This window comes from Paenibacillus sp. FSL F4-0236 (assembly GCF_038000135.1).
Taxonomy (GTDB): Bacteria; Bacillota; Bacilli; order Paenibacillales; family Paenibacillaceae; genus Paenibacillus_AQ.
Genome location: NZ_JBBOBK010000001.1, coordinates 3,489,316 through 3,511,603, shown reverse-complemented (window position 1 = coordinate 3,511,603; position 22,288 = coordinate 3,489,316). Strand labels below are relative to the sequence as shown.

16 protein-coding genes and 1 pseudogene are annotated in these 22,288 nt (G+C 40.9%); 12 read left to right on the top strand and 5 right to left on the bottom strand.

The genetic code is table 11. The features are described 5' to 3' along the window. The first annotated feature begins 99 nt into the window (after positions 1-99). A complete protein-coding gene (locus NSQ29_RS16050; RefSeq protein ID WP_341125563.1) occupies positions 100-930 on the top strand; it encodes an AraC family transcriptional regulator in 831 nt (276 codons plus the stop codon). Positions 931-993: 63 nt separating this feature from the next. Here NSQ29_RS16050 and NSQ29_RS16045 read toward each other — a convergent pair whose 3' ends face one another. Then, positions 994-4,107 carry a glycoside hydrolase family 2 TIM barrel-domain containing protein gene (locus NSQ29_RS16045; RefSeq protein WP_341125562.1) on the bottom strand — a complete coding sequence of 1,038 codons (3,114 nt, stop codon included), beginning with the start codon at positions 4,105-4,107 and terminating at the stop codon, positions 994-996. Between the two features lie 116 nt (positions 4,108-4,223). On the opposite strand from NSQ29_RS16045, the gene NSQ29_RS16040 reads away from it, so the two are divergent. The 3 genes from NSQ29_RS16040 (at position 4,224) to NSQ29_RS16030 (ending at position 8,735) form a co-directional block, all read left to right on the top strand. Further along, entirely contained in the window at positions 4,224-5,045 is an 822-nt protein-coding gene (locus tag NSQ29_RS16040; protein ID WP_341125561.1) for an AraC family transcriptional regulator, read from the top strand. A 205-nt stretch (positions 5,046-5,250) separates the two neighbouring features. Then, the gene (locus tag NSQ29_RS16035; RefSeq protein WP_042187039.1) at positions 5,251-6,156 is read left to right on the top strand and encodes a hypothetical protein; all 906 of its coding nucleotides are present in this window, start codon (positions 5,251-5,253) and stop codon (positions 6,154-6,156) included. A 197-nt stretch (positions 6,157-6,353) separates the two neighbouring features. Then, on the top strand, positions 6,354-8,735 hold the full coding sequence (locus tag NSQ29_RS16030; RefSeq protein ID WP_341125560.1) for an alpha-L-arabinofuranosidase C-terminal domain-containing protein: 2,382 nt from the start codon (positions 6,354-6,356) through the stop codon (positions 8,733-8,735). A gap of 106 nt (positions 8,736-8,841) precedes the next feature. Here NSQ29_RS16030 and NSQ29_RS31555 read toward each other — a convergent pair. Further along, positions 8,842-8,936: pseudogene (locus NSQ29_RS31555) on the bottom strand (alpha-L-arabinofuranosidase C-terminal domain-containing protein); the annotation flags it as partial. Between the two features lie 211 nt (positions 8,937-9,147). On the opposite strand from NSQ29_RS31555, the gene NSQ29_RS16020 reads away from it, so the two are divergent. The 7 genes from NSQ29_RS16020 to NSQ29_RS15990 all read left to right on the top strand — a co-directional run bounded on the left by NSQ29_RS16020 (position 9,148) and on the right by NSQ29_RS15990 (position 16,422). Then, positions 9,148-9,435 carry an ArsR/SmtB family transcription factor gene (locus NSQ29_RS16020; RefSeq protein WP_081382732.1) on the top strand — a complete coding sequence of 96 codons (288 nt, stop codon included), beginning with the start codon at positions 9,148-9,150 and terminating at the stop codon, positions 9,433-9,435. A gap of 128 nt (positions 9,436-9,563) precedes the next feature. After that, the gene (locus tag NSQ29_RS16015) at positions 9,564-10,574 is read left to right on the top strand and encodes a LacI family DNA-binding transcriptional regulator (RefSeq protein ID WP_042187045.1); all 1,011 of its coding nucleotides are present in this window, start codon (positions 9,564-9,566) and stop codon (positions 10,572-10,574) included. 276 nt (positions 10,575-10,850) lie between these two features. Continuing rightward, complete coding sequence (locus NSQ29_RS16010; protein WP_042193674.1) at positions 10,851-11,792, top strand: ABC transporter permease; 942 nt, start codon at positions 10,851-10,853, stop codon at positions 11,790-11,792. 14 nt (positions 11,793-11,806) lie between these two features. Continuing rightward, positions 11,807-12,694, top strand: a complete 888-nt coding sequence (locus NSQ29_RS16005) for a carbohydrate ABC transporter permease (RefSeq protein WP_042187049.1) — start codon at positions 11,807-11,809, stop codon at positions 12,692-12,694. A 120-nt stretch (positions 12,695-12,814) separates the two neighbouring features. Next, positions 12,815-14,452: a sugar ABC transporter substrate-binding protein gene (locus NSQ29_RS16000; RefSeq protein ID WP_149644054.1), complete on the top strand. Its 1,638-nt coding sequence runs from the start codon at positions 12,815-12,817 to the stop codon at positions 14,450-14,452. Between the two features lie 84 nt (positions 14,453-14,536). Further along, the gene (locus tag NSQ29_RS15995; RefSeq protein WP_341125558.1) at positions 14,537-15,880 is read left to right on the top strand and encodes a glycoside hydrolase family 30 protein; all 1,344 of its coding nucleotides are present in this window, start codon (positions 14,537-14,539) and stop codon (positions 15,878-15,880) included. A gap of 113 nt (positions 15,881-15,993) precedes the next feature. Beyond that, on the top strand, positions 15,994-16,422 hold the full coding sequence (locus NSQ29_RS15990; RefSeq protein WP_076283059.1) for a hypothetical protein: 429 nt from the start codon (positions 15,994-15,996) through the stop codon (positions 16,420-16,422). A 318-nt stretch (positions 16,423-16,740) separates the two neighbouring features. Here NSQ29_RS15990 and thiD read toward each other — a convergent pair whose 3' ends face one another. After that, positions 16,741-17,553, bottom strand: a complete 813-nt coding sequence (gene thiD / locus NSQ29_RS15985; protein WP_042187061.1) for a bifunctional hydroxymethylpyrimidine kinase/phosphomethylpyrimidine kinase — start codon at positions 17,551-17,553, stop codon at positions 16,741-16,743. Between the two features lie 168 nt (positions 17,554-17,721). Between thiD and NSQ29_RS15980 the strand changes: the two genes are divergently transcribed. Then, positions 17,722-18,816 (top strand): glycosyltransferase family 2 protein, encoded by a 1,095-nt coding sequence (locus NSQ29_RS15980; RefSeq protein WP_341125557.1) that lies wholly within the window; start codon positions 17,722-17,724, stop codon positions 18,814-18,816. Between the two features lie 64 nt (positions 18,817-18,880). Here NSQ29_RS15980 and NSQ29_RS15975 read toward each other — a convergent pair whose 3' ends face one another. Together NSQ29_RS15975 and NSQ29_RS15970 are read right to left on the bottom strand one after the other, a co-directional pair. Then, positions 18,881-20,491: a response regulator transcription factor gene (locus NSQ29_RS15975; protein ID WP_341125556.1), complete on the bottom strand. Its 1,611-nt coding sequence runs from the start codon at positions 20,489-20,491 to the stop codon at positions 18,881-18,883. Positions 20,492-20,509: 18 nt separating this feature from the next. Then, positions 20,510-22,228 carry a sensor histidine kinase gene (locus tag NSQ29_RS15970; protein ID WP_076283056.1) on the bottom strand — a complete coding sequence of 573 codons (1,719 nt, stop codon included), beginning with the start codon at positions 22,226-22,228 and terminating at the stop codon, positions 20,510-20,512. Positions 22,229-22,288 lie beyond the last annotated feature (60 nt).

Here is a 22,288-nt window from a genome sequence, read left to right as displayed (position 1 = left end):
TTATTTCTTACCTTCATTGTAGTGATTAGATGTAGGAAACAAAATGTAGGACATTAACTTTTAGATGTACAAAACTAACCTGATAAGGCGGAGTAAGGGATGGATAACCATGTTTTGCTTACAAATTATTTATCCAATTTAAAGGTTGATTTATTTATGGCTGACTACAATCTTTGTGGCCGTGACTGGAGAGATCTCGACTATACACCAGACTATAGTAAATTTTATTTTATTTGCGATGGGGAGGGTTGGTTAAAGATTGGAGATCGGGAATATTATCCGAAGCCTGGTCAGCTTTTTTTAATGCCTGAGGGAGCTAATCAATCTTATTCTTGCATAAGTGATCAACCCTTTGAGAAGTATTGGTGCCATTTCAGCGCAAAAGTCGGAGATATAAATCTATTCAATATGATAGAGTTAAGTCATGTATGCAGAGAAGTAGATCCTCATGTAATCCAAGAGATATTCAGTAGTCTAACGAGTCATATGAAATCTGATGCGGTGTATGCTCATTTGTTAGCGAAAAGTAAGTTAATGGAGTTATTTTCATATTTTATTATGAACATAGATGTAGACGAAATCACCTTTAAGAATCCAAGCTCGATCGAAAAGTTAACGAAAGTATTAACTTACATAGACGCTCATATCGAGCGTAATATCACCATACATGAGCTTGCAGAGATTGCGTACATGCATCCCAACTATTTTATCCGGCTATTTAAACAGCAAATCGGAGTTCCACCCATTCAGTATATAACCAGAAAAAAGATAACTAAGGCCAAGGAGCTATTGGGGAGCACGCAACGTTCTGTCGGTGAGATTGCCCATGATCTCGGTTTTAGTGATCTTTATTATTTCTCCAAACAGTTCAAAAAAAATGTTGGACTGAGTCCTTCGGAATTCAGACAAGGAACAGTAGTGCTGAAATAAATAGAACAAGGCCGTCTTGTTTGGTAGAAACCAACCAGAGACGGCCTTTTTTTATAGATGAAATTAGAGTAGAGAAAGGGTGAAACGGAATGCATATGGGCGATTAGCCGGGAGAGTGAACTCTTCGTGGGTTGGTGCACCCCAGCTATCGTCACCCCCAACTCCCATTTGCTTGTAGTTGACTCTCAGTACGCTTTTGTTCGAGACTGGCAATTTATATACGTGATCATGTGCTTCCAATTCCTCGGGTTTCCAAGGCAGAGCATTAATCTCCATAGGGATTGCACTATCAAAATAAAGTCCTGATCCGTCGTTGCCATCTGTAATCGAAGCAAATCTGACATCCGTCTTATTGCCGCACTCCTGCGGTCTAAGATAAGGGGTGAACTGGTCACTGACTTTGCCCGTATAGCGGCCAAGTGGTGCTCCAGTCTGTCTATCCCAATAATTCTCATGGGGTCCACGGCCGTACCATGAAAGGGTATCGAGTCTTCCAGCAAGCACGAACATCATTCCGAACTCAGGAATTTCTGGCAGATCGCTACTACCCGGATTCAGTTCTTGCAGGATCTCTAAAGATCCGTCAGGGCGAATCTCATACTGAACAAGAAGGGTGGAATACGGATTCGTTGGCAGAAGGTAAGTGGTGGAAACGAAACAGAGATTTCCTTCAGTTCTATATACCATGCTCAACAGATTCCGCTCATTAGAAGCCTGCTTCCACACTGCACAGCGCTTTGGCAATCCATTGCCAAGATCATTATCCGTGACCGCTCTCCAGAAGTTAGGTCTTACGGGCTCAAGCAGATGTTCTTTACCGGCAGCATGGTATGAGTTTAGCTCACCAGTTGTTGTATTAAAGTTTAGAGTGAAATTCCCACCCTGTACGGTCAATGCACCTTCATGTTCCTGCACATGTAACGTTCCATCTGTTGTCTTTGGAACCTTTGTCACGATACGCGGGGACAGAATGAACTGTTCCCAAGCGATTTCGTGGTCAGCATCAGCCCAAGAAGTTTCTGAACGCTGAATAAAGGAGAGATTCAGAATAGCTTCATGATCACCTCTATGTGAAATCAGTTCATAAGGGATAGTGCATTCAACGATTTCTCCTGGTGCAGCAGAGATTTGCAGCAAACCTTCTTGCGCAGTTACTCCGTCTAAAGCAACTTCCCATTTAAGTTCGTATTGTTCAATGTCGGTAAATAAAAAGTTATTACGAATCTGAAAGAGACCTTCACGGATATTTAAAGCAGTTACTTTAATATTTTGATAGCATTTTTTGACCTCAAATAGCTTTGGAGTAACCGAACGATCGGCAAAAAGTAATCCGTTTCCGCTAAAGTTTCCATCATGTGGCGACTCACCAAAGTCACCTCCATATGCTAAATATGAGACACCTTCGGATGTTTTGGTTCGGATGGCCTGATCCACCCAATCCCAAATAAAAGCACCTTGAAATACATCGTACTTGTCAAACATATCGGTGTATAGGTGTAGTCCACCGCAAGAATTCCCCATAGCATGGCTATATTCGCAGATGATGTAAGGCTTCTGAGGATGACTTAGCGCATATTTTTCAACCTCGTGCGGTTTAGCATACATAGTCGACTCTATATCACTAGCTGCTTCCGACTCTCTGCAATGGAAGATCCCTTCATAATGAACAGGTCGTGTCGGGTCAGCTTCTCTGAGATAGTCATGCATGGCGATAAAATTATCACCACCGTAGGACTCATTCCCCAGTGACCAGATGATAACCGAAGGATGGTTCTTGTCTCTTTGCATCATGGAGTTGCAACGGTCAATCACATTGGCCCGCCATTCCGGTTTGCTAGCAGGTACATTTCCCTCATGTAATCCTTGTTGCCCATATTGCCAAGTACCGTGTGTTTCCAGATTGGTTTCATCGATTACGTAAAGTCCATATTCATCACAAAGCTCATACCAAACAGACTGATTCGGGTAGTGAGAGGTCCGAACCGCATTAATATTATGTGTTTTCATCAGTTTGATATCTCGGATCATGTCGTCTTTGGATAGCGCACGTCCTGTGTCACAAGAGAACTCGTGCCGGTTAACGCCTTTAAGTACAATTCTTTTGCCGTTGATCTTCATAAGTCCGTCTTTGATCTCAAAGGTACGGAATCCGACCTTACAGCTGACCGTTTCAGTAGTGTTTCCTTTATCGTCAATCATGGAGAGAACCAATGTATACAGATACGGTGTCTCAGCACTCCACTTATAAGGGTCTTCTACATGTTCAGAAAGCTTGAAATGCTGAACACCCTCTTGATCAAAGGAAGTAAACGTAGATACTGGAGCCTCCCATACAGGCTGATCCTCTTTATTGTATAGCTGCATTTGGAGTGTATAAGGGTTTAGTTTCTCGTTAAAATAATTCTCTACTTTGATGTCTACGTTTAAATCCGCATGTACGAAAGCTTCATCTAGCTCGGTTTTAACGAAAAAATCAGCAACATGAACAGAAGGGGCCGTGTACAGATAGACCTCCCGAAAAATACCGCTAAGCCGCCAAAAATCTTGATCCTCCAGCCAACTGGCATCACACCAACGATAGACCTCGACAGCTAGTTTATTATCACCAGCAATTAAATAAGGGGTAATATCGAACTCGGAAGGTGTAAAGGTGTCTTCACAGTAACCGACCCGTTCTCCGTTTACCCATACATAGAAAGCGGATTCAACCCCCTGAAAGCTAAGGTATACAGGCTGACCGTTCCAAGATTCAGGTACAGTAAAGGTTCGGATGTACGAGCCTACGGGATTATATTTTGTCGGAGCAAAGGGGGGCTTGAGATCAGGTTCAGATTCCGCCCAAGGATATCGGACATTCGTATATTGCGGGTAATCATACCCATGGATTTGCCAGTGCGAAGGTACAGGAATCGTAGCCCAATTGCTGGAATCGAAATCAGCTTTATAGAAATTCACGACCCGTAGATCCGGTGTTTCGGAAAAAGAGAACTTCCAAATACCATTAAGCGTTTTATAGTATGGTGAGGCTTCTTTATCTCCCACCAGGGCTTGCGTTAGATTGCTATAAGGGATCATGGAAGCATGTGCATCCAAGCGATTTAGTTCGAAGATTTCCGGATTATTATTCCATTCTGGATAACCGTTTGCAGGAGGCTGGTAAACAAATTTTGCTCGCATGAGTAAATCTCCTTTATAATAGTGATGTTATTATATTCATATTATAAATTGGAGTAATGGTAAGAGATATAAAAGATTTTTCATCCAATATAACAAAATATGAAACGAGTGATCAGATGGAGAGTAAAATAATCTTTTGCCAAACGGAAGATACGAATATGCTGCCGCTGTATGCTACAACCATTGGATTTTGGCAGCATCAGGCAGAAACCTTACGTCCTACCGGATTTCCGGATTACCAAATACATCAGATTCACGAAGGCAAAGGCGAACTTGTCATTCAGGAGAAACGATATATTGTGAGTTCAGGGGATGTATTCTTTTTGTTCCCGAATATTACGCATTCGTATGCGCCAATCAGCAGTAAGTGGAAGCTGTCATGGATTTCATTTAATGGTAGAGAGGCCGGTCAAATGCTGCTGTACGCAGGAATCCGCGAATCAGGCCCTGCAAGGTTGAAGGAGGATAAGTGGCTAAATCCTTTAAAAGAAATGCTCAACTTGTCAGATAGTAATGAACTGGAAACGAATCTGGAACGATCCAAACAACTATACGCGCTGCTGCTGGATTTAAAAAGCAACCTAGTTTCTCCTCTAAACGAGGCACTTGAATTGGAGCGAATTAAACCGGTGTTGCGACATATAGAAAGGAATCTTCATAGGACCCTCCCATTAAAGGAACTTGCGGAGGTTATTGCAGTGTCGCCACAGTATTTATGCAGGCTTTTTCAAAAAACAATTCATGATCGACCTGTAACCTATATCAACAAGCAACGTATAAACTTGAGTAAACAGCTAATGTTCAATGAACGAGATAAAAAAATGTATGAAATTGCTCAGTTAGTGGGCTTCGAAAATGCCAGCTACTTTTGTCTAGTGTTTAAGCGGTTGACTGGAATGAGTCCAGAGCAATTTAAACAGCTGCATGGTTTGGACTAGAGTAATAGAATGCCTCTAAGCCCTATGATAAACGCTTACTTGTTAGCGTCTAGCACTCCATGATATAGTTTAATTGAGTTCATATATTGTATTTTTCACGAATTCGCTCATTTTTTTGCAATATGTGTATGTCCAATCTAATTCAATACATAGAACCAAATTTACGATCAGATATCTAGCAAAGCATCAGGAAGGAGTCATCAATTTGAATGAGAAGTTAAAAGAGGCATACGAACGTTTGGACTTGCCTGTAGACATTACCCGGGAGGAATTGAATAAAAAGTTTGATTTGCACTTGAAACGCCGTAAATCAAATTCCTCAGAAACTGAGGCTGCAGCCTATGAAGAAGAATTTCTGGCTTACAAAACGATCTTAGACGGCTTAGATCAGCAGGAAATTCAGGAGGCAGAGGACAAGCGGCTAGAGAAATGGGGAGCATTTTCCGGCATAGCGCGTAAATCGGAGAATTTTTTTAGGCTATACAAAGTCCATACATTTGTATCAATCGTTGTGCTGTTAGTGCTAATCTTTGGAGGTAACGCTCTTTATAATCAATATCAAGCCAAAAAATATGAAGCTTCACTCCCGCCAGTGGATGTAACTATCATGTTCCTAGGAAACTATGAATCTCAAGATCCATCAGGTAAGGATGAAGAGCTTAAACAAGAGATCGTCAATCGTTATCCAGCTTGGAAGCGGGTAAAGACGGAAGTCGTATACCTTCCTTCAACAGGTGGAGAAGGTGGAGGCGCGTTAGACATGACTTATATCCAGCGTGCGATGGCGATGCTGGCGGCGGATCGTCCGAATATTCTTATTTTGGATGATGCTACTTTTGATTGGATTGGACAACAGCAGGGACTTAAGAATCTAGAGCCGTTTGTTAAATCAGCGGGACTTCCTTTAGATGATATTCGTTTGAAACGTATAAAAAATACGGAGAACGGTGAAGAATGGATCACAGGCGTAGATATCACAGATACGAAATTTGCTACAGACCTTCCAATTCATTCACGGAAGATGATCATTGGGGTGTTTGGAGAAGATGAAGATAAGAACAAATCAACTGATTTTGTTGAGTTCTTAGTAGGGCAAATGACTGCCAAATAAATGAGTAGGTATAAATGGACCTGTATTATAAAGGCCGATGTTGTATGGATTCTCATACGATATCGGCTTTTTTGTTGTACATTCAAAGCATCTGAATTGACGAATGTGAAGTGAACTCACTATAATGATTCATATAGATGTGAACTAAATAATATAAACATAAACTAAACTGAATTTTACAAGGGAGTGATGAAAGAATGAAGACAGAAGGAACTCTGACAATACATACACAGAAGCGTGGTGCAGCATTAGGTGATTTATTTGGAATCTTCTTTGAGGATTTAAATCATGCGGCAGATGGTGGACTTTATGCTGAGCTAGTTCAGAATCGATCCTTTGAATTTGATCCGATCGATCGGGCCGATTATCATTCGTTAATGGCTTGGGAGCATATAGAACGTGGAGATGGGAAAACCGTAATCACCGTGGAAGATAGCGAGCCCTTGAATGATCGTAATCCACATTATGTAGCCATTGATATTGTGGCTGAAGGTGACGGCGTTGGGTTGATGAATCTGGGATTCAATAGTGGTATTCCAGTAAAAGAGGGCGAGAATTATAAGTTCTCGGTATATGCTCGTCGGGAGACAAGCTTTGACGTACCCCTTATCGTATCCATTGAAAGTACAAATGGTATCATTCATGGTGAAGCGGAAATCGCTGTGAATCACTCCGAATGGACTCGATACGAAGCAGTTATTAAGTCTAAGGCTACAGATACTAGTTCACGTCTTGTAATCGTTACCAAAGGCAGCGGGAGGGTATATCTGGACATGGTTTCTCTGTTTCCGGAGAAGACCTTTATGAACAGACCTGGGGGCATGCGTGAAGATATTTCACTGTTACTCGCCGACTTAAAGCCTAAATTCATGCGGTTTCCGGGAGGTTGTCTGGTACATGACGGTTCCTTAAATCCAGATGACAGAGATTCTATGTACAGATGGAAGAATACAATAGGGGATGTGGCACAAAGGCCGGCAAGGCGGAATAACTGGTCCTACAATCAGACGCTTGGGTTAGGATACTTTGAATATTTTCAGTTCTGTGAGGATATTGGAGCTAAGCCGATTCCCGTTCTTCCGGGCGCCTACGATCCGCATCATAAACGTATGGTGCCGCTGGGTCAATTAATGCCCTGGGTTGAGGATGCACTGGATTTGATCGAATTTGCCAATGGGGACATTTCATCGAAGTGGGGAAGGATACGTGCGAACCTTGGTCACCCGGAACCTTTTGGGCTAGAGTATATCGGCATCGGCAATGAAGAGGTAGGTGCACCCTTTTTCGAGAGATATCCATACTTTCATCAAGCCATTAAAGAGAAATATCCGGATATTAAGGTCATTAATTCGAGCGGTCCATTCTCTGCTGGTAAGGAATATGAGCGGGGCTGGACATCGGCAAAAGAGAATAAGTCTGATCTTGTAGACGAGCATTATTACTGTACACCTGAATGGTTCCTGGCGAATCATCATCGTTATGATGACTTTAAGGCGGATGAACCGAAAGTATTCTTAGGTGAATATGCTTCATGGGGCAATACCTATTATAACGCATTAGTGGAAGCAGCTTTTATGACGGGACTTCAGAACAACGCTCATGCGGTTGGTTTGGCATGTTATGCTCCTATGCTCTGCAATGTGGATTATATCAACTGGAAGCCGGATCTAATCTGGTTTAATAATCATGAAGTGTACGGAACTGCGAACTACTATGTTCAAAAGCTATTCATGAACCATCAGGGAGATCAGCTACTGGAGATAAAAGCGAACGGCTTCACAGTATCTGAGGAACGCAAAGCTGAAGCGATCACAGGAGCGATTAGCTTGGGTGTGGATGCATCCGCTGCTCGATATTCAGAAATCACACTGGTCAACAATGTTACGGGAGAAGTGAAGACGTATTCTGAGTTGTCAGAAGAAGTATCAAACCTGCCTGATCCTGCTCAGAACGGAACGGCCAAACGAACACTAGAGCTTGGAGAGACGGAGTGGGAGAGCTATACCTTGAATTTTAAGGCTACTAGAACCGCAGGGAATAAAGGGTTTGTGTTCTATTTTGGTAAAGTAGATGATCAGAATCATTTGTATTGGGAACTAGGTGGCTGGCAGAATCAGGATTCCATTGTGGCATCAATTATTAACGGGAGAAACTCTGTGCTTACACATTCTATGTTTACAGTTGAAACAGACGTAGAATACAATCTGATGCTAGAAGTATCAGGCAGACATATTCGTACTTATATTAACGGAGAGCTGATCAATGAGACGGAGGACAAACTTCCGGTCATCGAACCGCTGTATTACACAGCAAGCATGGAGGATTCCACAGGGGATATCATTCTTAAGACAGTGAATGTACAAGAGGACAGCGTTTCTGCTGAGATTATATTAGAAGATATGGCAAAAAAGGACTTGTCCATCGAAGTATATGAACTGTCGGGGTACCAGCTTGAGGATGAAAATAACTTCGAGAATAAAGAGCTTGTCTCTCCTAAGCAAACCAATTTTACGACGATGGGCAGCAGTTTTTCTTATGAGTTCCCTAAACAATCCGTAACGATTTTTAGAATAAAATAAAAACTAAAAACGCCCCTCTGAATCCTTAGTGTTAAAAAGGTTCAAAGGGGCGTTTATGTCCGGTTGTATAGCTGTTCACCCACAGACGATCACATTCTAGGATATTCTCGGTCATGATAGGTGCAATATCATTAATAGCTGGCCGATGCAGACCATCTTTACACGGTTCACATGTTTTAGTAATGTAATGAGACAACAGCCACGACCAGTGTTCTTCTAGTGGGTATACATCTTCGAACTCTAATTTTCTTCTTGCTCTTTTTCTTAGCTTGAATATAATCACAGGTAGTAGCTACACTGCATCCATACTTATCTCGCTTATGTTAAATTAATGATTAATATTATTGTTAACTAAGAAATGTGATTTGTGAATACATAAAAATACTAATCCAAAGGCATAGGAGACAATAAAATGCACTTAACTACAGATACAGAATCGCTTCGAGTCTATGAAGCACTTGCAAGTGAAGTCAGGTTAAGGATTATCGAACTACTAGACCGAAAAGAGATGCATATTAAAGAACTGGCTGCCGAGCTCTATATAAGTAGTGCGATGGTTAGCACCCATGTTGCCAAGCTGCAAAAAGCAGGCCTGATTAACTCTAAAATGAGACGTGTGGATGGAGGGACATATAAGTATTGCTCACTGTCTACGAACTGCCTGCAGATTAAATTATCAGGATCTCGGGGAATCTGCTAATCAGATATTGTGAATGATACGAAATAGAGAATTAATAAAAATAAAAAAAATATATTGTAATGAAAACGTTTTTATGATATTTTAAATTTATAAAAACGTTTTTATTTGTAAAGGAAGATTGAATCGTTATGGAAAAGGTAACTATCAAAGACGTTGCTAGAGAGGCTGGAGTGTCCATTTCTACAGTTTCCAACGCACTAAATGACGTTGATGTATTAAATCCGGAGACCAAATCACATGTGCTTAAGGTCGCGAAGCAATTAAATTATGTTCCAAACCTAAATGGCAAGCTCTTAAGAAACGGAAAAACTAAAATGCTAGGTTTTTTCACGACAAGTGTAGCGGGCCCGTACTTCTATAAGCTGGTGGAGTCCATGTCTCGTGAATGTGATCGGTTAGGTTATGGTTTAAATGTATTTGTTACAAAAGATAAACAAGTAATTATGAGCAATATTCTAGGCCGACGTGTGGATGGTGTCATTATCTACGAAGAGCTGAGAATAGATGAAGAAGAAATTGCCGCAATGGTGAAAGACAAGATCAAGGCTGTGTTTCTGGATCGACCACTTAAGAATGAAACGATGGGAAGCGTAATCTTTAATTCGTTTGAATCTGCTTACGAAGCAACTAAATATTTAATCAGTCTGGGACACAAGAAAATTGCTTACATATCTGGTGTAGATGAGATGTATGACAGTGTTCAGCGGAAAGAAGGATACTTGGCCGCCTTGCGTCAATATCAGCTTCCGACGAACGAAGAGTATATTATACAAGGATATTTTGAGGAAGAGAGCACCTATAACGCTATAAAGTCTCTAGTTCATTTAAGTCCTGAAAAAATGCCTGATGCTTTTTTAGCGGGGAATGATTTGAGCGCCATTGGATGTATTCAAGCTTTGAAATCGAATGGATATGAAGTCCCGTTAGATATAAGCGTTATGGGGTTTGACGATATTGATATCGCGCAGTATTTCTCACCGCCATTAACGACGGTTAGAAATCAAATTGCCAGACAAGGTATTCTATCCATAAATCACCTGGTTCGCATGATTCAGAAGAAGGAACAGGGCGAAATGATGAAATTGCCAGGTGAACTAATTGTACGTGGTTCTACTCAAGTGAAGATTGATCGGTACTAACGCTTTCAAGAAGGGCAACAAGATAGTATCCGATCATTTTTAAATATAAGAAAGTATAAGTTTGCACCTATACTTTATAACTTATATTTCTCGCTTAAACGCATATCGTCCTGATAAGGACACTGAAGGCGTTTATGCTTGATAATTTTATTGCTTTTAGGAGGTTTTTTTTAAAAAGAAATAAAAACGTTTTTATTGTTATGGGGATCATGATTTGGAGGGGAGAAGAAAAACGTGGATAAATTAGCCGTAGTGCCAGTGAACGGGAAGAATCCAATGAACAGTAAGAAACCTATGGGACAGAGGGTCAAAGAATTTGTGATTGATTATAAGAGGCAATGGGAGATTCAGTCCATGGTCATCCCGGGAATCATTTTTATGATTATCTTTTGTTTCATTCCTATTTACGGATTAACGATTGCTTTTAAGAGCTACACCGTAATAGACACGCTCGATTCTGCACCATGGGTGGGGCTTGATAATTTCAGAATTATTTTATCAGACAAATATTTTTGGGATGCTGTAGTCAATACCTTGGGGATCAGCTTTCTGAAATTAGCTATAGGTTTTGTTATTCCAATTATTCTATCCGTCATGATTTATGAATTAAGCGGTGGACGCTTTAAGAAAATAGTACAAACAATCTCTTATTTACCACACTTTTTGTCCTGGATCGTTCTGGGCGGGATGTTGATTGCTTGGTTCTCTTCCTCCGGTATGTTTAATGAAATCCTGCTCAATTTGGGGATCATTTCGAAACCGGTAAATATCTTGCTTGATGCGAACAAGTATTGGTGGATTGCAACGTTATCGGATATTTGGAAAGAGGCAGGTTGGGGAACAATTTTATACTTAGCCATCATGTCCAAAATTGATCCTACTTATTATGAAGCTGCCAAAATAGATGGGGCAAGTCGTATGAGACAAATTTGGAATATTACTCTACCTAATATGAAGCCAATTATCAGTTTAAATCTGATTCTGACTGTAAGCGGTTTATTAGGATCGAATCTGGATCAAACATTGGTCTTGATGAATTCTCAGAACCGTGCCAAAGCAGAGGTAATCAATTCTTATGTGTATCGTATGGGTATGACGCAAGGTGACTTCTCTTATGCTACTGCTGTTGGTTTAGGTGTCTCCATTGTTTCTGTGATCCTACTGATTAGTGCCAACAAAGTGTCCAGCAAATTAAATGATAATCAATCAGTTCTGTAGAAGGAGGCATTTTTGTGAATCGTACGGTAGCTAAAGAAGATCTCGATAGTCGAATCTTTAACACTATAAATATTATTTTACTCTGTATCTGTACAGTAATTATCGTTGTTCCTTTATGGAATGTGGTCATATCCTCCTTAAGCTCAGGTAAGGCGCTCGCGGAAGGTGGATTTATATTCTGGTCTACTGATTTCTCCTTAGAGAATTACCGCGCAGTATTTAATGACGAGACGATAGGATTAGCCTTTCTAGTCTCTATTGCCAAAACGTTCATCGGTGTCATTACCCACGTATTCTTTTGCGCGATGATCGGTTATGGCTTGAGTAAAAAATACATACGTGGCCGCAAGCTATACGTTGCCATGGGTGTAATCACCATGTTCTTCTCAGGTGGTATGATTCCAACGTATTTATTGATTAAATCACTCGGTCTATTGAACAGCTTTTGGGTTTATATTATCCCGGCCTTGTTCAGTTATTATGACGTAGTTATTCTAATGAACTTCTTTAGAAACGTACCGGATTCACTTGAAGAGTCAGCCAAAATCGATGGTGCAGGTGACTGGCGTATATTCCTGAAGATTTTTATCCCTCTTTCCATGCCGGCTATGGCTACGATCGCGTTATTTAACGGGGTTGGGCAGTGGAATGACTTTATGACTACCAAATTATACATTACCGATCAAGCACTCTATCCGCTGCAGATGAAGCTCTATGAAATTATCGTTCAGTCGCAAACGCAATCCATGCAAAATGTCGGCGGATCTGCGATTATCGAAACTACTACTAAAGGGGTTCAACTAGCAACAATTGTCATTACAACTTTGCCGATTGTTGTGATGTATCCAATATTACAGAGGTACTTTATTTCAGGAATGATGATGGGGGCGGTGAAAGAATAGAAAGATTGGAGGGGTTTTATAGCAAACACTTATGTACGAAATGATCCATCGGAAGTGTAGCTTGTACTATCAGATCTACACTTCCGTTACTACCAAAAATTTTTTAGGGGGAAACAAGGGATGAACAAAGCATTTGGGAAAAAAGGACTCAAACTTTGTACTGCGCTTATGGCTGTTGTATTGGTATTTACGGGTTGTGGATCGAAGGGTAGTTCTGATAACTCCAGCAAAGAATTAAGCTCCATTGAAGGGCGATATACAATTGACCCAGAAACACCAGCTTGGAAGCTTGATAAAAAAGAAGAAACTACGGATCTCACTTGGTATGTAAATGCGGATTGGTGGAACACAGACTTTGGTAAGGACCTCGTTACTAAGAAGATTAAAGAGGACCTGAACATCAATATTAAATTCATTACTGGGGACGACACGAAGTTAAATACTATTTTTGCCGGTGGCGAAATGCCGGATATGCTGACTATCTTTGATTCGAACTCACCAGTGGTACAAAAAGCCGCAACTTGGGCATTGCCTTTGAATGACCTGGCAGATAAATATGATCCTTATTTCAATAAAGTAGCAGCAAAAGATACGATGAACTGGTTTCAATTAGCAGACGGTAAGACTTATGGCTATCCTAACTATTCTAATACGCAAAACGATTTTGACAGCGGTAACATTCCTGCTAAAACGGCATTTGTAATCCGCAAGGATGTTTACGAAGCGATTGGAAAACCAACCATTGGAACTCCTGAAGAATTCAAGAGTGTTATGCAGCAAATCAAAAAGCAATTCCCGGCAATGATTCCTTTTGGTTTTAACTCTATTGGCACAGGCACTGGTTCTTTGGGAGATGTTCTTCAGGATTTCATCGGCGTACCGATGGAAACCGAAAATGGTGAATTCTACAACCGTAACCTAGATGAGGATTATCTGACTTGGTTGAAAACATTAAATGAAGTCTACAGAAATGGTGACATCAGCGATGACAGCTTTGCAGATGACGGGACGGCTTTTGAAGAAAAATTGAAATCCGGTAAATATGCAACGCTGATGCTCGATGGAACACCTCAACAAAGTGGTAACCTGCAAATCTTCATGACTGAAAATCCAGACAAAGAATATATCGCTATTGATGGACCGCAAAGCACAGTTGGACATGAGCCAACGTTGAATCAGTCAGGAATTACAGGCTGGATGATCACCTATGTCACTAAAAAGGCTAAGGACCCTGCCAAAGCGATTCAGATCTACACTTATCTATTGAGTGAAGAAGGACAAAAGCTTATGAACTATGGTATTGAAGGGGAGACCTATAAGGTTAACGAAGCGGGTAAAATTGAATTTTTACCTGAAATCAAAGATCTTCAATTGAATAATGCCGATAAATTTAAAAAGGATTACCGGATGGGCGAATTTATGTTCTTTGGACATGACCGCGATAAAGCTCTAAGTAATGACGCATTTGCAGATTCTATTAAACAAATGCAAGAGTGGGGTAAAGGAAAGCTGAAACCACACTTTATTCTTGAAAATATCAACCCGGCTCAAGGAACGCCTGAAGCTCGTAGTCTATCTGCAATCGATACAAATTGGAACACTACGCTTGTGAGTATGATTCGTGCTAAGGATGAAGCAACATTTGATAGCACCTTGGCTGCTTACAAATCATTCTTGAAGGATAACAACTGGGATAAGATCGCAGAAATTCGCACTGAAAAAATGAAGAACAACAAAGAAAAATTAGGTCTTAAATAAGTAAAAGGCTGGATGGGGCCCCTTTACCGGGGCCTTATCATACAGAAACATAGCAAAATATATAGAAAAGTGGAGGGAAACAACATGACAAAACTTAAAATTTATCAATCTACAGGGGAAAACGAATTGTTCGTAGAGCAAACGCTAGAACAATTGACTCCAATGGCTTCAGATGAGCCGGTCACTACTGTAAACCTCGATGAGAATCAAACCTTTCAGGAAATGGATGGCTTTGGGGCATCCTTTACGGATTCATCCGCCTACTTGATTAACCAAGTCCTGAATAATGAACAGAAAAAAGAAGTCATGAGCAAGCTTTTTGATTCCCAAGATGGAATTGGCTTGTCCGTATTAAGAAATCCAATGGGAGCATCGGATTATGCTAGAGATATTTATAGCTATGACGATATGCCTGCTCAGGAAACCGATACAGAATTAACTCATTTCTCCATCGCACATGATGAAGCTGATATTATCCCTTTGTTACAACAAGCACTGGAACTTAACCCTGAGATCAAGCTGATGGCTTCGCCTTGGAGTGCACCAGGCTGGATGAAGACTAGCGGATCGATGATCGCCGGTGAACTTAAACAAGAATATTACCAGGCTTATGCCGATTATTTTGTACGATACATTCAAGAATTTGAAAAGCATGGTCTGCCAACTTATGCGGTAACCCCGCAGAACGAGCCTCTTTTTGAACCAAAGCACTATCCTAGTATGTTAATGTTGCCAGAGGCGCAAAGAGATTTCATTAAAAATTATTTGAAGCCTAGCTTCGTAAAAAACAACATCCATACAAAAATTCTCTGCTATGATCACAACTGGGATCGTCCGGATTATCCACTCACGGTGCTCGATTATGCGAAAGATGAAGTGGACGGTGTTGCCTGGCACTGGTATGGCGGGAATGCGTCAGCACAATCAGAGGTGCTGAGAGCTTTCGCGGATAAAGAAGTGCATTTCACAGAAGGTTCTGGTGGCGAATGGATTCCTCCGTTTGAACAAGCCTTCTCGAATGTCATGAGAACAGGGATTGATATTCTTAGAAACCATAGTAAATCCTTTGTCTTGTGGAATATGGCCTTAGATGAGAAGAACGGTCCAACTGTACCGGGCTTTGGTAAAAGTACTTGTCGCGGTATTGTGACGGTCAACCAAGAGACTAAGGAACTTACGTATACACTGGACTACTATGCACTGGCACACTTCAGCAAATTCATTCGCCCTAAGGCTGTACGTATTGACGCTTCCACTAATCAAGAAGTGATTCGTTCCGTAGCTTTTAAGAATACAGATCACTCTATTGCGGTTGTTCTGTTCAACGATAGTGAAAAGGCTGAGAATGTAGCTGTGAAATTGCAGGGTAAGGATGATTTATCGTTCCGTTTAGGCTCTAAAAGTGCTTTATCTATTTTAATTAAATAATATGAGTATGAAGTACTCGAATTTAGATTCGAGTACTTTTTTTGCCGAAAAATGCATAAAAAATCAGTGTTCGTGAATCTTAAACGCATACCTATAGCGAGGAGATATGAGCATTGAATAGAAGGTTTGTGCTGACGCTGCTAGTTCTGTGTTTGATGATTACTGGTGGCTCTAGTATTTATGCGGTTAAAAGTATGCTACCTGTAAAGAGTGAAACAACCAAATGGGCAGTGGAGCTCCATAAAAGTAAACTGCCTTCGCCACAGCCGGAAAAATATAAGAGCTACGAGCTATTAGTCACAAATTTGAGTGAAGATACGATAGATGTAACCTTTGAGTTGTATCGACCAGTACAAGACGCTAATCAGGAACAAATCATCTTAGCTGATCCATTTAGCTATGATATGAGACCGAATGAGACGGTTAGCTTTAGTCAATTTTTTATAAAGAGTGGGGCAAAAGAACTGGAAGTCGTTCTCTCGTGGAATGATCAGAATAGACGTAAGCATAAGCAAAGTATTAAGTTTGCGAATTTTGAATAATCAATCATAGAAACGCTAAATATTACAGGGTATATTCCTATGGAATATGCCCTTGTTGGTTTGCTCCATCCCTTGTTTTACTCTATAATGTGCTTTATATAATTGCAGTTGAAAGGGGAGATGGGGCATGAGTACAGACGTTTCCGATTATCCTGCTTGGCGTGTTAGCAATTATTGTATTTTTCATCCGTCTTTCCGATCTGGCTGATTTTCCAGGGTTTAAGTAATTATACTCACCCAATAAAAAAATGGCAGTTCAGTGCTGAAATACAGCATCTGGACTGCCATTTTTGTTTCAGGATCTGTAGCTTAGAGGTTCTAACGTTCTAAACGATAACCACCATGAAATACAGGACCCACATATTCATTGAACGCAAAGCCATTGCGAATGGCAGCGGAGACAAAATCTTTAGCTTTTGCTACAGCTTCATGAACGGACAGACCGTTAGCTAAACCGCCTGTAATGGCAGCGGCAAAGGTACATCCAGCACCATGATTGTGAGCAGGCTCGATTTTGGCTGTTTGAAATACGGTGTACTCAGCGCCGTCGAAGAAGACATCAATCGCTTGATCGCCCCCGAGTGCTTTGCCGCCTTTAACCACGACATTACTTGCTCCGAGCTTATGAATCAGACGAGCAGCTTCTTTCATATCCTCTAGGGTAGAAAGTTTGCCAAGACCTGAAAGAACGCCAGCTTCAAACAGATTTGGTGTAACCACAGTGGCAAGTGGCAGCAGTAAATCACGAATAGCCTCCGCGCTGTCTGGGTTCAAGACTTCATCTTCACCCTTGCAGACCATGACCGGATCAATCACTACATTGGTCTGTAGATTTTCTTTGATCGCTTGCTCAGCAACACGCACAATTTCAACACTTCCAAGCATACCTGTCTTCATGGCATTTACTGGACCACCTGCGAAAATAGTTTTTAGCTGCTCAGCAACAATGGAGGCGTCAATTGGATAAACATTATGGTGCCAGCCGTTGTCCGGGTCCATTGTAACGATAGTTGTCAAGGCACTAAAGCCGTAGGTACCATACTCTTCAAATGTTTTTAGATCCGCTTGGATGCCTGCGCCACCACTGGAGTCGCTGCCTGCAATAGTTAGAGTTTTAATAATTTGAGTCATGGTAACGTCCCCTTTATATATGTCTGAATTTATAAACAACGCATTGCATTGATTATAACAAAAAATAGCACCTAAGTCTTTCTAAAAAGCAAGTGTAGGATTCCATTTCACTAACCCTGCATATCAATATAGAAAGAAATTTTAAACAAAACGCTTAGGAGGGCGAGTATGGTCACGATTAGTTTATGTATGATTGTACGAAATGAAGAAAAAAGCCTGCATAAATGTTTGACTAGCGTTGCAAATCTTGTAGATGAAGTGGTTATCGTGGATACAGGCTCGACGGATAAGACGAAAGAGATCGCAATGTCCTACGGAGCTGTGATTTACGATTTTGAATGGATCGATAACTTTAGTGCCGCACGTAATTTTGCCTTCAGTAAAGCTACTCAGGAGTATATTTTGTGGCTGGATGCGGATGACTATATAAAGGAAGCGGATCAGATTCTGTTTAAAAAGCTAAAGGAGATTCTGCCAGGGCATTTTCACAGCGTGAACATGCAGTATAATTTGGCTTTTGACGAGGCGGGGAATGTCACAGCTAGCTTGCGTCGGAATCGGCTAGTTCGCCGGAGCTGCAATTTTCAATGGGTTGGCCCAGTACATGAGTATCTAGAGGTAAGTGGCCCTTCCTTTAGTAGTGATGTCTGTATTACCCATGAGAAGGATAAGGAATATACAGACCGTAATTTGCGGATTTACCAAAAAAGAGTGGCCGAGGGTGAAGCATTCTCTCCAAGGGATCAGTATTATTATGCGAATGAATTAAGGGATCATGCTATAAATGAAGAGGCTTGCAAATACTACGAGCTGTTTTTGGCGGGTGGACAGGGCTGGATAGAAGATAATTTTCAAGCTTGCTTAAGGCTTGCCGAATGCCGGGAACGGCTGGGGGATAAAGACGGTGCATATGAAGCATTATGCAGAACGTTACAGTACGATAAACCACGTTCAGAGTTCTGCTGCCGACTTGGGGCCCTTCTATTGGAAAAGGGTCAATTGCACCCAGCAACATACTGGTATGAGCTTGCGATACAGCTGCCACGGGATAACGATTCGATGGGGATGAAAAATGGGATTTTTTATACCTGGCTGCCGCATCTCCAATTGGCACTCTGTTATGATCGCCTTGGCCAACACGAGTTAGCGAATCATCATAATGAAACGGCGCTGAACTTTTATCCGTCCCATCCTAGCATGTTATATAACCGTACTTATTTTAAAAATTTGCTTGGCGACAAATATATAGCGTTTCAAGCTTAACAAAATTGCCCCCAGTAGTCATGATTTTGACTCTGGGGGTTTTCGTCGTTAAGACACCCTCTTTTTAATATGCTGGATTGTATTGTTGTTCTTTTTTGTAATCGTTGGGAGGGAGTCCAACCTCTTGTTTGAACAGCTTAGAGAAATAGGAGTAGTTGTTATAGCCAACCTTGTTTGCGACAGTATAAACAGACATATTTGTGGTTTCCAATAGATGCTTTGCAGCCGCGATTCTAACTTGGATGACGTAGCTGCCTAATGAAACACCAGTTTCTCGTTTGAATATTCTTGCCAGATAATCAGGATTGAGGTAGACAATTTCGGCCAAATCATTTCGCGATAGATCATCACCGTAATGCGAATGAATGTATTGTTTGATTTCCTCCGCGACGGATTTGGTCTGTGCGGCAAACTCACGGTATTTCATCGCTGTAGTCACTAGATATTTAAGATATTCTTCCATATCCTCGATCGAGTTCAGAGAGTGCAAGGATAATTTATCGTTAGTTTTGCCGGAGTATAGTTTGTGTGACCGTATCCCTTTGAGGTTGAGAAATGAATAGACTAGCTGAACAATATCTAAGCGGAACAAGCTAAGGACAGAGGTCTCCAGAGTTCTATTGTTAAGCATAACCCTTAGAGATTTCGTAACTTCCTCAAGAAAAGTAGTGAATTGATTCTGGTTCAGCAGCTCTTCCAAATAGACAAGATCCGGTGGCGTATAGCCAGTTTTATTTTGATAGAGATAGGCTTCCACTAAAAAAGTCTGATTTCTGCATCTCGTAATTTCCTCATCCATGCGAAGCGATTGTTTCAGAACATTCCCCACATGATTCAGTTTATCGTATAAACCAATATTGCAGCAGACGTCGCATTTTAAATAAGGAATCGCCTTTTGAATAAAGGAAGAGCATAATTCTTCAAGCAAGGGCGTGTCGGGTGTCTGATTCCATTTTAATATGGCGATCCAATTATAATCTTTATATTCCAGAATGCTCTCGATGGTAAAGCAAGGACTCTGTAACAATTCATATAATACGTTCAGCAGAGCAAAATCAAAAAGATCCTTCTCTTCTTTTCCCATACTGCCGTTGTAAGGAAATAGGTTAAAGATTAAAGGCTGCAGAGTGTCACTCATTTGATAGGAGAGGTTCTGTTCCTCAATGGCAAGGGTGATGTCCGCTAATTTAATCGGAAATGATGTGCTTCCACTAACCAACTTACGCCAAAAATGCTCGAGAATCTTCGCCTGGTTTTTTTGCCAAAAGTAACCGCCTTGAATGGCTTTTTCATTTCTTTGCTGCTCTTTTGCCTGTGTGACAGCCTTATGGATAATCAGCATCAGCTTATCAAATTCGATGGGCTTCAGAAAATATTCAAAGCTTTGCAATTCAATAGCTTTCTGGGCATAGTTGAAATCCGCATAATTAGTAAGAAGTATAGTCTGAATACAATAATTCCCTTCGCGAATCCAGGCCAGTAATTCCAATCCGCTGCCCTGAGGCATTTCAATATCCGAAATTAGAATTTGAATAGAATGCTTTTCTATTATTTCACGTGCCTGAGCGACATTATTTGCTGTATAGACAGTATCAATGTGTAACGATTCCCAATCTATTCTCTTTTGCAATGCAGCAATAACATAAAAGTCATCATCAACAAGCAGTACATTCATAGTTAGCTCTCCATTCATTTAGATTTTTTTAGGAAGCTCCGGGAGAGATAAGATTACACTAGCGCCGCCGCTCTCCAAATTGGAAAAGGTGATAGTTGCTCTTTTTAAATAGAGATATTCCAGCCGTTTAAGCGTATTCATAATACCGATCTGCATACCGTTGCTTTGATCCAAGGGCTCACCAAGATTAAGCTTCTCTAGCACTTGCGGTGGAAAACCGGGACCGGTGTCGGTGAGCTGGATAACGAGCATGTCTTCCTCTTCAATCCGTAATCGCTGGACTGTAAGCCTGATCTCTACTTCATGTTCTCGTGAAATCGCATATTTAATAGAATTTTCAATGAAGGTTTGCAGCACTAATGGCGGAATTTCCACACAGCTTGCCTGATCCTCTTGCTCAATATTGTAAATAAATGCATCCTGATATCGTTGCTTTTGAATCTCTAGATAGGTTCGGACATGCTCGATTTCATCCTCCAGCCGGACAAAATTCTCACCATTTTGAAAAATATAACGGAAATATTTCGACGTAGATAACGTCATATTCTCAATTTCTTTATACATTTCAATTTGGGCCATGCTATAGATGCTAGTCAGGCAATTTAAGAAAAAGTGGGGCTTGATCTGTAGCTTCATATAATCCAGTTGTATCCGCTGCTTCTCCAGTTCCTGCTCGTACATAGCGATTTTGAAGGTTTTGATTTGATCAACTAAATCTTTAAACTGTGTGTTTGCTTGTTCCAGCTCTATAATCTCACTGCTTTTGAAATCTGCGGGTTGCCCAGCCTCATTAATGAAAGCAAGGTTCTCAGAGAAGCTTTGAATCGGGCCTAGTACTCTTTTCTTGAAAAACAGCAGAACGATGCATAAAGTGGAAGTTACAATGAAGAAGAGTAACATTATAAGCAGCTGAGCAATGATTATTTTTTCGAATATGCCATATTTAATGACCATTTTAGTGCTGAAGGTGGTGTCCGAGAAGGCACTGTTGATTGTTGTACGCGATTGCAAAAGATTAGAGAAACCTCTCTCTTCCGTTATCAGCTTTCCGCTGTTCGATATGGGACTCGATAAAGGCTGTTCATTCTCATCTACGAGAGAAACATAACCATTGGCACCCAGATTAATTTGGCGTAGAGGACGGATCAGATTATCGGCGGAGATCAGTCCAATTAAATAACGATTGTAATAGGGAACGATATTAATCACGTAGTAGTGGTTGTTAACAAGGATAGGCGTCCATTTGGAATAAAACTTCTCATACATCTCCTTATCATCAATATAAGAAATAATCTTCGTTTTGAGCTGCCTGTAATCCGTATAGGTCACACTGATCGGTGCACAATTTAAAAAGTAGTTCTCATTTTTTAAATAGTAGAAAAAGTTGTACTCATGTCCGTAGTTTTTTTGCAGCTCGGTAAAGCGTTTATGCAGATTATCATTTGCCTTCAAGAACTCGATACTGTTGACCCCGTAAGTATTCATCGCAAGCAAGCTCTCATCGTTCCCAAGCGTCCAGCCCATATAGTGATTAATGTAAGCAAAATCATGATTGATACGATTAATGTAGAGTGCCGCAGTATCCTGTAAATTTCGAGTGGACTGCTGCTTAACGATAGAAATGGAAGTAATGCTGATCGCTAAATCCAGAATGAGGACTGTGAACGAGACCGCCATCATGACTTTTATATAATGACGAATGGGGTAGGTTTTGTGCTTCGCTGTTTTTTTGTTCATAAAATCATTATAAGACCTCTGCAGGAAAAATACAGGAGAACTCGCTAGCGATTTACCGCA